General features: G+C 64.4%; 11 protein-coding genes and 1 tRNA gene. 5 read left to right on the top strand and 7 right to left on the bottom strand.

Annotation, left to right across the window (positions count from 1 at the left end):
* Nucleotides 1-383 precede the first annotated feature (383 nt).
* Nucleotides 384-468, bottom strand: a tRNA-Leu gene (locus J0X27_RS01785).
* Between the two features lie 46 nt (nucleotides 469-514).
* Nucleotides 515-688 carry a hypothetical protein gene (locus J0X27_RS01780; protein WP_207270778.1) on the bottom strand — a complete coding sequence of 58 codons (174 nt, stop codon included), beginning with the start codon at nucleotides 686-688 and terminating at the stop codon, nucleotides 515-517.
* 237 nt (nucleotides 689-925) lie between these two features.
* On the opposite strand from J0X27_RS01780, the gene J0X27_RS01775 reads away from it, so the two are divergent.
* The gene (locus tag J0X27_RS01775) at nucleotides 926-1,234 is read left to right on the top strand and encodes a transcription initiation factor IIB family protein (RefSeq protein WP_207270777.1); all 309 of its coding nucleotides are present in this window, start codon (nucleotides 926-928) and stop codon (nucleotides 1,232-1,234) included.
* 271 nt (nucleotides 1,235-1,505) lie between these two features.
* Here the strand turns inward: J0X27_RS01775 and J0X27_RS01770 are convergent, their stop codons facing one another.
* Nucleotides 1,506-1,970: a phosphopantetheine adenylyltransferase gene (locus J0X27_RS01770; protein WP_207270776.1), complete on the bottom strand. Its 465-nt coding sequence runs from the start codon at nucleotides 1,968-1,970 to the stop codon at nucleotides 1,506-1,508.
* Nucleotides 1,971-2,117: 147 nt separating this feature from the next.
* Between J0X27_RS01770 and J0X27_RS01765 the strand changes: the two genes are divergently transcribed.
* The 3 genes from J0X27_RS01765 (at nucleotide 2,118) to J0X27_RS01755 (ending at nucleotide 6,378) form a co-directional block, all read left to right on the top strand.
* Nucleotides 2,118-4,373 carry an NADP-dependent malic enzyme gene (locus tag J0X27_RS01765; RefSeq protein ID WP_207270775.1) on the top strand — a complete coding sequence of 752 codons (2,256 nt, stop codon included), beginning with the start codon at nucleotides 2,118-2,120 and terminating at the stop codon, nucleotides 4,371-4,373.
* A 4-nt stretch (nucleotides 4,374-4,377) separates the two neighbouring features.
* A complete protein-coding gene (locus J0X27_RS01760; protein ID WP_207270774.1) occupies nucleotides 4,378-5,838 on the top strand; it encodes an outer membrane protein assembly factor BamB family protein in 1,461 nt (486 codons plus the stop codon).
* A gap of 168 nt (nucleotides 5,839-6,006) precedes the next feature.
* Nucleotides 6,007-6,378: a 30S ribosomal protein S8e gene (locus tag J0X27_RS01755; protein ID WP_097379384.1), complete on the top strand. Its 372-nt coding sequence runs from the start codon at nucleotides 6,007-6,009 to the stop codon at nucleotides 6,376-6,378.
* A 296-nt stretch (nucleotides 6,379-6,674) separates the two neighbouring features.
* Here J0X27_RS01755 and J0X27_RS01750 read toward each other — a convergent pair whose 3' ends face one another.
* From J0X27_RS01750 to J0X27_RS01735, 4 genes are all read right to left on the bottom strand, one after another.
* Entirely contained in the window at nucleotides 6,675-7,670 is a 996-nt protein-coding gene (locus tag J0X27_RS01750) for a phosphate uptake regulator PhoU (RefSeq protein WP_207270773.1), read from the bottom strand.
* 227 nt (nucleotides 7,671-7,897) lie between these two features.
* A complete protein-coding gene (locus J0X27_RS01745; protein WP_207270772.1) occupies nucleotides 7,898-8,125 on the bottom strand; it encodes a DUF7511 domain-containing protein in 228 nt (75 codons plus the stop codon).
* A 222-nt stretch (nucleotides 8,126-8,347) separates the two neighbouring features.
* Nucleotides 8,348-10,789: a polyphosphate kinase 1 gene (ppk1, locus tag J0X27_RS01740; RefSeq protein ID WP_207270771.1), complete on the bottom strand. Its 2,442-nt coding sequence runs from the start codon at nucleotides 10,787-10,789 to the stop codon at nucleotides 8,348-8,350.
* 18 nt (nucleotides 10,790-10,807) lie between these two features.
* A complete protein-coding gene (locus J0X27_RS01735) occupies nucleotides 10,808-11,500 on the bottom strand; it encodes a metallophosphoesterase family protein (RefSeq protein ID WP_207270770.1) in 693 nt (230 codons plus the stop codon).
* 173 nt (nucleotides 11,501-11,673) lie between these two features.
* On the opposite strand from J0X27_RS01735, the gene J0X27_RS01730 reads away from it, so the two are divergent.
* Nucleotides 11,674-12,339 (top strand): 2,5-diamino-6-(ribosylamino)-4(3H)-pyrimidinone 5'-phosphate reductase, encoded by a 666-nt coding sequence (locus J0X27_RS01730; protein WP_207270769.1) that lies wholly within the window; start codon nucleotides 11,674-11,676, stop codon nucleotides 12,337-12,339.
* Nucleotides 12,340-12,345: the final 6 nt, after the last annotated feature.

Raw genomic sequence — 12,345 nt, 5'->3', positions numbered from 1 at the left:
AGCCGGTTGCACTCTCAGGGTACTTCCCAACATTCAACAGCCATGCCAGGAACCGGACTCGATGTTCTGTGTAGTTGAGAAGTTTCTTGTCGTTCAGCCAACCCTCGTGCGATTTTGGTATTACCACTATGCCACGGTCGAGGTCGATCTCCGCACCCTCCATCTCTGGACAGCGCAAGAACATCAACGGTATTTCATATCCCATTGCTCACCAGCCGAGGTGAAAACGGAGAATACAGCGTCTGAAACCGCAATTTCTGATGCGCGGGACCGGATTCGAACCGACGCAAGAAATGCTCGCTCCCGCTGGTCGCTGCGCGTTCCTTGCAGGGTTCGAATCGGTCGACGATCGCTGTCGCTCGCGAGTTTGCTCGCGACAGCCATGCGCGGGACCGGATTCGAACCGGCGGACTCCTACGAGACAGCGTCCTAAGCGCTGCGCCGTTGGCCTAGCTTGGCTACCCGCGCTCACCACCGAGTTTTCGCGAATCGAGTAAGTACCTGTCGGTCCACGTTACCGGTGTGTGACCGGTTCCTCCGGCGACCAGTCCGGCGGGACGATGTGCGTGACGTGCTCGGAATCTCGAAGTTGATGCAATTCCGCGGCCTGTTCGGCCAGCGATCGCTCCCGATAGGGCATCTCGAGCCCACAGCCGGTACAGACGAGTTTACAGGTTGGTGCTTTCATACGGGGTCCGAATCGTACCGACCGCCCAGTGGCTCGGTACTCGAGTCGGCACGCGGTTTAGTAGTCGTCTCGTATTCGGACAGAAAACCGACCGATATCGGGACTCTCACGGGCTGCTACTCGAGTGGCGGTCGGTCTCGAAAAGCCGAGCGGCGACCGGTCGTGGCGACGGGCCCGCCGAACAGCGCCCCGATCGCGGACCGGAGCTTTATGCCGACCGAACCGATATGCAGGGGCATGCACAGCGCCCGTGATCGCATCGAGTACGAACCGTGGCTCGAGGAACTCGAGACCGCCGCCGAGCGCCTGGAGCTATCGACGGAAGCGCGGTCGTGTGCGGTCGACCTCTTCCTCGCCGACGTGCCGTCGGCCGATCGCTCGAAACGAGCTGTCCTCGCGGCCAGTCTCTACGCGGGGTCGCTCGTCGCCGGCGACGGCCGGACACAGGGCGCAGTCGCCGACGCTGCCGACGTCTCCCGACTCTCGATCCAGTCGCGCTGGAAGGACCTCCTCGAGTCGGCCGGGCTCGAGCCCCCCCGCTGGTAACGGTCTCCTACAGGTGAGCGGTCACCGTTCCACTGGCGACCTGTGGCCGGCGACGGACACTGTCGACTCTCGGCTCTCGCTGGAAACCGGCTATCGAGCACCGCTTCGAAGAACCCTCACGCGCCTCATACGGACGACTGTCAGTCCCGATCCCTGAGACGGTTTGCTGTCCCTGGGACCGCAGGGCGGTCCCGGTCCCACCGGCACTGACGGACGGGAGACCGTCTGCGGCGGGCCGCGGATACGCCGGAAACAGTGATAACAGACCGTCTCAATCGTCGACGACGGCACCGTGTTCGTCGATCTCCCCCGCGACGATCCGCGTACTCGAGATGATATCGCCGTCGTCGGCGAGGACGTGGGGAACGACGACCACTTCCAGGGGGTCGTGGCCGCGTTCGCGGCGGATCTCGTTGATTCGCGTCCCACCCTCGCGGGTTTCCGGCGAGACGACGAGATACTCGAACTGCGGTTCGGTCGCGATCCCCGTCGGCGCTTCGAGCATCCGAATGTCGAACTCGCGGTCGTAGTCGGCGGCGATCGACTCGAGTTCGGCCGCGAGATCCTGTTTCCGTTCCTCGTACGAGCGGACGTTCCGGTCGACATCTCGCGTCTTCGGTGCGAGTTCGTCGCTGGTCAGCCCGACCGTCACGTCCCCGAGTTCGAACGCCCGTTCGAACAGCCGTCGGTGGCCGTCATGAACGGGGTCGAAGGTCCCACCAAGCGCGACGTCCATATCACAGGCCACTCCCGCGGTGCGTATAAAACGGTCGAATCGACGTATTTTCGCGACGAACGGGGCGGTCGGTTCGGGGACGGTTTACGACAGGTGTCGAAACTCCCCTTCGCATTGTTTTTAGTAGTCCCCCGCAGTGTCCCCGGTATGGGACTAGACGAGGACGCACTGGAGTATCACCGGACCGATCCACCGGGAAAGATCGAGATATCGACCACGAAACCGACGAATACGCAGCGTGACCTCTCGCTGGCCTACTCGCCGGGCGTCGCCGCGCCGTGTCTCGAGATCGACGAGGACGAAACCGAGGCCTACAGCTACACGGCGAAGGGGAACCTCGTCGGCGTCGTCTCGAACGGCTCGGCCGTGCTGGGGCTCGGAGACATCGGCGCGCAGGCGTCGAAACCCGTCATGGAAGGCAAGGGCGTCCTGTTCAAGCGCTTTGCCGACATCGACGTTTTCGACATCGAACTAGACGATTCCGACCCCGACAGACTCGTCGAGGCCATCAAGATGATGGAGCCGACCTTCGGTGGGATCAACTTGGAGGACATCAAAGCGCCCGGCTGTTTCACCGTCGAGGAACGGCTGCGCGAGGAGATCGACATCCCGGTCTTCCACGACGATCAACACGGCACTGCGATCATCTCCGGTGCCGCATTGCTCAACGCGGCCGACATCGCCGGAAAGAGCCTCGAGGAACTCGAGATCACCTTCTCGGGCGCGGGCGCGAGCGCCATCGCGACGGCGCGGTTTTACGTCTCGCTGGGTTGCAAGAAGGAGAACATCACGATGTGTGACTCCTCGGGGATCATCACCGAGGAGCGCGCGGCGGCGGGCGACGTCAACGAATACAAACAGCAGTTCGCCCGCGACGTGCCCGAGGGCGGCCTCGCGGACGCGATGGAGGGTGCAGACGTCTTCGTCGGCCTCTCGATCGGCGGCATCGTCTCCCAGGAGATGGTGCAGTCGATGGCCTCGAATCCGATCGTCTTCGCGATGGCCAATCCCGATCCGGAGATCGCCTACCAGGACGCCAAGGAGGCCCGCGACGACACCGTCATCATGGCCACCGGCCGCTCGGATTACCCCAATCAGGTCAACAACGTGCTCGGCTTTCCCTTCATCTTCCGGGGCGCGCTCGACGTGCGCGCCACCGAGATCAACGAGGACATGAAGGTCGCCTGTGCCGAGGCGCTGGCCGAACTGGCTCGTCAGGACGTCCCCGACGCGGTCGTCAAGGCTTACGGCGACGATCCGATCCAGTACGGTCCCGACTACATCATTCCAAAGCCCGTCGACCCCCGCGTGCTCTTCCGCGTGGCACCGGCGATCGCCGAGGCCGCGATGGAGTCCGGGGCGGCTCGCACCGAGATCGACCTCGAGGCCTACGAGGAGGAACTCGAGGCCCGACTCGGGAAGTCCCGCGAGATGATGCGGGTCATCCTCAACAAGGCAAAGAGCGATCCCAAGACGGTCGCGCTGGCGGAGGGTGAAAACGAGAAGATGATCCGCGCGGCCTACCAGATCCAGGAGCAGGGGATCGCCCTGCCGGTGCTGATCGGCGACGAGGACACGGTCAAGGCGACGGCAGCGAATCTCGGTCTGGACTTCGATCCCACCGTCGCCGACCCGTCCGTCGGCGACTACGAGGAGTACGCCGAACGGCTCCACGAACTCCGCGCACGCAAGGGGATTACCCGCAGCGAAGCCGGCGAACTCATCGAGCGCGATTCGAACTACTTCGGGAGCGTGATGGTCGAGCAGGGCGACGCCGACGCGCTCCTGACGGGGCTTTCCCATCACTACCCGTCGGCGCTCCGACCGCCGCTGCAGGTCATCGGCACCGACGAGGACGTCGACTACGCCGCGGGCGTCTACATGCTGACGTTCAAGAACCGCGTGATCTTCGTGGCCGACGCGACGGTCAATCAGGCCCCCGACGAGGAGGTCCTCGCCGAAGTCACCAAGCAGACGGGCAAGCTGGCACGCCGGTTCAACATCGAACCGCGTGCCGCCTTGCTCTCGTACTCGAACTTCGGCAGCGTCGACAACAAAGGGACGCGGAAACCCCGCAAGGCAGCGTCGATGCTGCAGGACGACCCCGAGGTCGACTTCACGGTCGACGGCGAGATGCAGGCCGACACCGCCGTCGTCGAGGACATCCTCGAGGGAACCTACGGCTTCTCCGAACTCGACGAACCCGCGAACGTGCTGGTCTTCCCGAACCTCGAGTCGGGCAACATCGGCTACAAACTGCTCCAGCGACTCGGCGGCGCGGACGCCATCGGCCCGATGCTGGTCGGGATGGACAAGCCGGTCCACGTCCTCCAGCGGGGCGACGAGGTCAAGGACATCGTGAACCTGGCCGGCGTTGCGGTCGTCGACGCCCAACAGGAGTAAACGCGTGAACGAGGACGCTGCCCGTCGGGAGACCGACTCCGGTCGAGGCTCGGGGACGGCTGCCGCCGCTCGGAACGGCCGCGAAGCCGGTGAGACGCCGATCTCCCGGCGGCAGCTGCTCTCTATCGGGGCGACTGCCGGAACCGTCGGCCTCGCGGGCTGTGTCGGGCGAGAGTCCCGGTCGCCCCCGGACTGTTCGGCCGTCGCTGCCGCCGCGGAACGCGAAGACGGCTCCGTCCCGCTTCCGGCGGACGACGACATATCGATGTTCCGTCGCGGTTTGGGCCGGTACGGATACTATCCCGACGAAACCGTTCCGGCCGCCGTTCGCGTCGACTGGTCGGTACCGACCAACGAGATCGGTCACACTGCCGCCAAGTCGACGCCTCGGCCGACGCCGGACGGCGAGACGATCCTGATCGCGAGCGACACCGGACGAATCGACGCCTACACCCCGGCCGGCGAGCGACGCTGGGGCATCGAGACCGGTGCGTCCAGAAGCCTCGGCTTTCACGGCACGCCGGCGATCGTCGACGGCACGGCCTACATCGGCGGCTACGACGGCGATTGCTACGCCATCGACATCGACTCCGGCGAGGTGATCTGGCGAACGGCCGCACGCGAGTTCGGCGGCGCGATCGCGATCGGCTCGAGTCCCGCCTACGTCGACGGCACCCTGTACCTCCTTGCGGAGTACAGCAACCCGGACAGCGGCGCGCTCTGGGAACTCGACGCCGCGACCGGCACCCCGACCTGGAGCGACGACCGCCTCTGGGGGATGCCCCATCCCTCGCCCGCGATCGACTGCGAGGCCGGCCGGCTCGTCACCGGATCGAACGACGGCGTGGTCTATTGTTGGGAGTTCCCCTCGCTCGAGTTCGCCTGGTCGTTTCAGGCCGGCGGCGAGGGCGGCCCCGACGGCGAGTCGAAGGCCGGCGGTCGGTTCAATCTCGGTGCCCAGATCAAAGGGACGATTCCGACCTACGACGGGGCTGCGTTCGTCGGTTCCTGGGACGGGCGCTTCTACCGGCTCGACCTCGCGGACGGAAGCGAGGAGTGGTCCTTCCAGACCGGCAATATCGTCATGTCGAACCCGGCGATCGATCCGGATCAGGGAGTCGTCTACGTCGGAAGCGACGACCACCACGTGTATGCACTGGATACCGAAACGGGCGACGAGCTGTGGTCGGCGAACGTCGGCGGTCGCGTCATCGGGTCGGTAACGGCAACTGCCGAATCGATCCTGGTCGGCTCCTACGACACGCACCTGTACGCCCTCGACCGAGCCACCGGCGAGCGACGCTGGCGGGTCGAAAACCGCGGCCACGTCACCAGCGGTGCGATCCCGCGAGGCGACCGCATCTATTACGCCGAGCGCGGCGTCGTCTCGAACTTCTACAACGACGACGAGGAGACGGTCCTCGAGGAGCCCGGCCACGCGTACTGTCTGGTTCCGGACGAATGAGTGCGGGCCGCTGTCAGTGACCGCGAGCGGAGTGAACGAGAGTCGGAAGACGATTCGCGTCTTCCGGTGCTTTTGATCGAAATTTTACCGAGGGAGGGGCGAAGCCGCGACCGCAGGGTAAAATTTCGTAGCAGTGCATTCAAGTATACGCCCGGATTGTGATCGGGTATGCAAGATCAGGGACGCTCTACGCGCAAGCGAACCGGTGGTCGGCTGAAGAACGTTCGAAAGCGCCGCAAGGACGAACTCGGTCGACTCCCGACCGAGACCGAGGTCGGCGAACAGCGCTTCCGGACCGTCGACGCTCGCGGGAACGTCACGAAGACCCGCGCGCTCGCAACGGATGTCGCGAGCGTCAACAAGGGCGACGAGACGGTCTCCGCGGAGATCGAGGACGTCGTCGAGAACGACGCCAACCCGAACTACATCCGTCGGAACATCATCACGAAGGGTGCCGTCATCGAGACCAGCGAAGGTCGCGCTCGCGTCACCTCCCGTCCCGGACAGACCGGTCAGGTCAACGCCGTTCTCCTCGACTAACGCGGACTGATTTTCGAGGTATCGCGACTCGTGACAGCCTCGTCCGGTAGCGAGTACTGTCCCCAAGCGCCACGGGCCGCTCGTCACGTCGCGTCACACGTCCCCGATAGCGGGGTTCCAGACGGGCGTGATCGGGTCCGCCAGCCGCTCGAGTTCACCATCACAGACCGTCTCAAAACGCGGTCCGCCATGCCGCTGTCCTTCGTTCCGAACGGGTAACGCAGCCACGGCGCTCCTCGAGGACTGATCGAACGACAAACGAGCCGTGAAGCCGTCGATTTCGGATCCGGTGCCGTTCAGGGACGCGGTGCCGCCTTCTGGAGGGCCGTCTCGGCGATGTTGCCACCGTAGTCGGCGCTTCTGGACAGCGAGTCGACGATCAGTCCGAGCGACTGGGCCTGGGCGGGCTCGAGGTCGCGGAGCATATCGTCGATCCGCCGGGTGTGTTCGTCGATGTCGACGACGCCGGCGAGTGCCTCGTGGCCGAGACGGGTGGCGTCCGTGGCTTCCTCGGCGAACAGCGCGTCCATCGATCCCTCGAAGACCGTCGCGGCTTCGGCGTGGAGTCCGTGGATGGCATCGGCCACGTCGGTAGGGAGGTCCTCGAGCTTGAGCGCGATGTCGCTGATCTTGACCGCGTGGTCGGCGATCCGCTCGAGTTGGCGGGCACTGGAGTGGTAGTCGAAGCAGTCCTCGCGGGAGACGCCGAGTTCCTCGACGGCGCGTGGCGAGCGCAGCGTCGCACGGAAGATCCGCGAGACGACGAGCCAGAGCCGGTCGACGTCGTCGTCGCGCTCGATCACGTCCTCGGCGATCGCGTCGTCGTTCTCGATCAGCGCGGTGACCGCGTCCTCGAGCATCGATTGGGCGATCAGGCGCATCCGCGTGACGGCGTTGACGATCGACAGCTCCGACGAGTCGAGTAAATCCTGAATGACCACGCTGTCCGCGGTCTCTTCGAGCACTTCGACGCCGACGAGCCGCTGGGTCGCGTCGCGGATCGCGCTCCGCTGGTCGGTCGTAATCCGGCCGGCCTCGAGGGAAATGACGTCGAAGCCGCTGACGTACATCGTCATCACTGCCCGCATCAGTTCTTCGTCCTCGAGTCCGGAGACGTCCAGTGTCCCTTCCTGGCGACGGTTCTCGCGTTCGGGCGTCAGGAGGAGTTCGTCCCCTTCGGGATAAAATTCGACTGTGGTTCCGCTGCTGACATCGTTGTCGGTCGCCCAGGTCTTCGGCAACGAGACGGTGAACGTCGATCCACCCGTGACCTGAACCTTTCGCGTCTCCATAGGATGGCTTTCCAACTAATACAATATAAATCCACTAGTCTATAGAGTTGTTCAGAGTCCCGATTTGAGGGCGGAATGGCCGTGAAAGAGGTATTTCACTAACTATCGGTTGGTATACGTACTGCGACATCAGGAAACATATATAGTACTATTTATCTCTAGTACTGGAACGGGATCAATCGAGTGACCACCGAATCGGACGGCCCAGACACACTCGAGACGCCACGTTACCGGCACTCTTCGAGGTCGACGACAGCCGCTGCATCCGCTGACAGCCAGGTCGTCACTCGCTTCGCCTCGGGGCACTCACGCGGCGAGATCGTCCATCGATCGGGCCGGTGCTCGTACCGGACGACGATCGACTCGAGGTCGGACTCGTCCGTCGCGTACCGCGCTGCTGTGGCTAATCGCTGTCGGGGTGATCGATCGCCGTAACCGCCGGTGGATCCGTTCATGGGTCTGTGAGGTCCGTAGGGATGGGAATTCACGACACGTACAAAGCGACTGGTAATTGTGATATTGAGCGATCCATACGAATTATCTCGGCTCCGTATCGGTGTCATCGCGGATGCAACCGGTGTTCCGTTCGTCGAGAGTACAGTCCCCGTCCCCTGGCTGGGCAGTCGACAGGCCGGGAGGGGACGACCCAAGCAGGCCCCGTTTCGCGAGTGCACCCGCTACTGTCGGGTGTCCCGTTGCGCATCGTCTACTGCGGATCGCATACACGTCTCGTGGACGTTCGTGGTGGAGCCATCGTCCGCGGGCTGACACCGATCGTAGGTCCCATCCGATCGCATCACCCACCTGTTCTGATCGTCCGAGAGCAGCGTCTCGAGGATGCCGTCGAGTCGACGCTGGAGCCGGGAATCCTCGATCGGTGCGATCGCCTCAACCCGGTTATCGAGGTTGCGGGTCATCCAGTCGGCAGAGCCGATGTAGTAGCGCTCGTCGCCGCCCGCGTGGAAGTGAAAGATACGCGAATGCTCGAGGAAGCGACCGACGACGCTGTAGACATCGATCGTGTCGCTGACCCCCTCGAGTCCGGGACGGAGGCGGCAGATGTCCCGGACGATCAGGTCGATGTCGACGCCGGCCATCGACGCCTCGTAGAGTTCCCGGACGATTTCCGGGTCCTCTAACCGATTCATCTTGGCGACGATGTGTGCGTCCTCGCCGTCGCGTGCGTGTTCGGTTTCGGCTCGGATGAGGTCGACGAAGCGATCTCGCATGTTCCCCGGCGCGATGAGGAGTTCTCGGTAGTCTCGATGCATCGAGTGGCCGGTGAAGTAGTTGAACAGTCTGACGAGGTCCTGCCCGATATCACGATCGGCCGTCAACAGTCCCAGATCCTCGTACCGTTTGGCGGTCTCGGAATGGTAGTTGCCGGTTCCGACGTGGGAATAGAGCCGAACGCCGTCGTCCTCCTCGCGGACGACCAGCGAGGTTTTCGTGTGCGTCTTGTAGCCGATCGTCCCGTAGGCGACGTGGATCCCTTCTTCCTCGAGTTTCTTCGCCCACTCGAGGTTGTTCTCTTCGTCGAAGCGAGCCTTGAGTTCGACCATGACGGCGACCTGCTTGCCGTTGCGGGCGGCCTCGATCAGACTCTCGATGATCTGTGAATCGCTCGCCGTTCGGTAGATCGCGGCCTTGATCGCGAGCACGTCGGGGTCGTTGGCCGCCGTCTCGAGGAATCGTTGGACGGTCCCCTCGAAGGAGTGATAGGGGTGGTGAACGAGCACGTCGCCGTCGCCGATCGCGTCGAAGACGTTCGTCGCGTCCTCGGATCGACCCAGTCGCGGATGGGGCTGTGGCGACCACTCGGTGAGTTTCAGGTCGGGGCGCTCGAGGTCGGTCAGGTCGGCGAAGTCGCGGTAATCCAGCGGGCCGTCGAGGTGAAACACCTCCCGCGCATCGAGATCGAGTTCGCGCGTGAGGATGTCGCGGATCGTTTCGGGCGCGTCGCGCTCGATCTCGAGCCGGACGGCGGTGGCGAAGCGCCGTTCCTCGATGACCTCCTCGATCATCTCGATCAGGTCCTCGGCGACCTCCTCGTCGCGTCTGACCTCCGCGTTGCGCGTCACTCGGAAGAGAGCGGTGTCGACGACCTCGACGTCGGGGAAGAGCAGATCGAGGTTCGCCCGGACGATGTCCTCCAGAAGGACGTACCGCGTGTCGTCGCCGACCTGGACGAATCGGAGCTGATTCCGCGGGATTTTCACCCGGGAGAAGGTCAACTCGTCGCCGGGCCGTTCCCGCGTCAACACGGCGAGTGAGAGGCTCTGGTTCGAGATAAACGGAAACGGATGGGCCGGATCGAACGTCAGCGGAGTCAGGGTCGGCAGGACGGAACTCTCGAAATACTCGCGCAACTGCTGGCGTTCGTCGACCGCGAAGTCGTCGTAGTCGAGGATCCGAATTCCCTCGTCGGCCAGCGCCGGGCGGATCTCCTCGCGGTAACACGCGGTCTGGCGTTCGAACAGCGGCCGGGCCTCCTCGAGGGCGGCCGCCCACTGCTCGTCGGGCGTTCGTCCGTCCGGCGTCTCCTCCGTGACGCCGGCCGCGATCTGTTCTTTCAGTCCGCCGATGCGCTTCCGGAAGAACTCGTCGAGGTTCTTCGTGACGATCGCGAGGAACTTCACACGCTCCAACAGCGGATTGTCCGCATCGAGGACCTCGTGGAGGACGCGACGCTGGAAGGCGAGTTCGCTGAGCTCGCGGTTCAGATAGTAGGACGGATCCGAGAGATCGACGCTCGAGTGTGTCGCCCGGTCGTCCACGGACGCGGGGACCGGTAACGCGTCTCGGTCTGGATCCGTTGCCGAGTCCGTTTCGGCGGTCGTGTCGGCGCGATCGAGCGCTACGGTTTCCGTTGCCCGAGTGACGTCGTTCGAGGTCGATGTCTCGTCGTTTGGCTGCTCGTCTGTCCCGTCCGAATCGGTGGCCCTGTCGGGCTCGTCACTCCCTGTGTTCCGAGCGCTCCGTTCGGAGACTGCGTCCGCGTCGTTCGCCTCGAGCAGCGATCGAAACGCGAACGCCGAATCGGTGGTCACCGTCTCGTCGGGCGGCCGTTCGTTCGTCGTGTCTCGTTCGTCGTTCTCCGTCGTGTCTCGATCGCTCATCCCGAAATCCCCCGCATCTCACTCGCTATCGGTCGTGACGATCTTCTCTGACGACCGCTCGACGTGGCTCGTCCCAGCCACGCTGACGACTTCTCCGCGGCGAACGTCGTAGGCAGTCAGCCGCCCACCGTAGACACAGCCGGTATCCAGCCCCACTGCCCACTCCCGTTCGATCGGATCCGCGAGAACGGTATGGCCGAAGAAGACCCGCGGCGGCCCCTCGTAGCTCTCGAACCAGAACGGCCCGTCGTAGCCGTCGCCGTCCGGCGACCGCAGCGTCAACACGTCCTCGTCCGAGTGGGCCGACAGCGGACGGCTCGGATCGAGCCCGCCGTGGACGACGAGTCCGCCGTCCCACGAGATCGCCGCCGGCAACGACTCCAGATACTGGTAATCGACCACGTCGAGATCCGGCAGCGAGGCCTCCCCCTCGAGGAGCTTTTGCTCGTTGTTTCCCCGAACCGAGACCAGCTGCGAGGACCGCCTGACGCGATCGAGGACGGCCTTGCTCTCCGGTCCCTTTCGGACCAGATCACCGACGAACACGGCGAGATCGTTCGCGCCTACTTCCAACGTGTCCAGCAACGCCTCGAGCGAGTCGAGGCAGCCGTGGACGTCACCGATGACGTAGACGTCGTCCCGGGTCTCGAGGTCGATGTGCCGGTGATCGAACGATACTGAGTCGTCGAACGCGGAGTTGGTTGTCGTCACGTCGTGTCCGTTCGACCCGTCGGCCGAGACCGGATAAGTCGTTTATATGTTCCGAATTGATCGCTATATACCCGCGTATAGTACCGCTGAGACCGGCGTCCGTCGCTCACCGCGGAGGAAACCGATCGACGAGAGACGGACATTTCTTTACGAGTGGGCGCGCCACCACGGGTATGGACGTCATCGTCAACGCTGCCGCGAGCGCGGACGGCAAACTCTCCTCGCGCCGGCGGGAACAACTCGCGATCAGCGGTGCGGACGACTTCGCGCGCGTCGATCGCCTCCGGGCAGCGAGCGATGCCGTCGTCGTCGGCGTCGGGACCGTCCTCGCGGACGACCCCCATCTGACGGTCAAAGACGACGACCTGCGGAGCCAACGCCGGGAGGACGGCCGCCCCGGCAACCCCGCACGCGTCGTCGTCGACTCGAGGGGACGGACCCCGACGGACGCGGCGGTCCTCGACGACGAGGCGACGACGTACGTCTGCCTGAGCGAGGCTGCACCCGTCGATCGACGGATGGCCCTCGCCGACCACGCCGAGTTGATTACGGCGGGCGAGGAGCGCGTCGACCTCCTGCGTGCCTTTGCGACGCTGCAGGAGGACGGCCTCGAGCAACTCATGGTCGAGGGTGGCGGCGAGCTCATCTTCTCGCTGTTCGAGGCCGGGCTGGTCGACGAGCTACGGCTGTTCGTCGGCCCGAAAATCATCGGCGGTCGCGACGCCCCGACCCTCGCCGACGGCGAGGGGTTCGTGTCGGAGTTCCCGACGCTCGAGCTCGCGGCCGTCGACCGGATCGACGACGGCGTGGTGCTGACGTGGCGCGTCGAGGACCGCTAGCGGGTG

The organism is Natrinema longum, from assembly GCF_017352095.1.
Lineage (GTDB): Archaea > Halobacteriota > Halobacteria > Halobacteriales > Natrialbaceae > Natrinema > Natrinema longum.
The sequence above is the reverse complement of the archived record's forward strand: the minus strand, read 5'-3'. Positions and strand labels throughout refer to the sequence as shown.

Excerpts from the sequence above, each read along its gene's own strand:
- J0X27_RS01780 (WP_207270778.1), bottom strand. The coding sequence starts at position 688 with ATGAAAGCACCAACCTGTAAACTCGTCTGTACCGGCTGTGGGCTCGAG.
- J0X27_RS01775 (WP_207270777.1), top strand. The coding sequence starts at position 926 with ATGCACAGCGCCCGTGATCGCATCGAGTACGAACCGTGGCTCGAGGAA.
- J0X27_RS01770 (WP_207270776.1), bottom strand. The coding sequence starts at position 1,970 with ATGGACGTCGCGCTTGGTGGGACCTTCGACCCCGTTCATGACGGCCAC.
- J0X27_RS01765 (WP_207270775.1), top strand. The coding sequence starts at position 2,118 with ATGGGACTAGACGAGGACGCACTGGAGTATCACCGGACCGATCCACCG.
- J0X27_RS01755 (WP_097379384.1), top strand. The coding sequence starts at position 6,007 with ATGCAAGATCAGGGACGCTCTACGCGCAAGCGAACCGGTGGTCGGCTG.
- J0X27_RS01750 (WP_207270773.1), bottom strand. The coding sequence starts at position 7,670 with ATGGAGACGCGAAAGGTTCAGGTCACGGGTGGATCGACGTTCACCGTC.
- J0X27_RS01745 (WP_207270772.1), bottom strand. The coding sequence starts at position 8,125 with ATGAACGGATCCACCGGCGGTTACGGCGATCGATCACCCCGACAGCGA.
- ppk1 (WP_207270771.1), bottom strand. The coding sequence starts at position 10,789 with ATGAGCGATCGAGACACGACGGAGAACGACGAACGAGACACGACGAAC.
- J0X27_RS01730 (WP_207270769.1), top strand. The coding sequence starts at position 11,674 with ATGGACGTCATCGTCAACGCTGCCGCGAGCGCGGACGGCAAACTCTCC.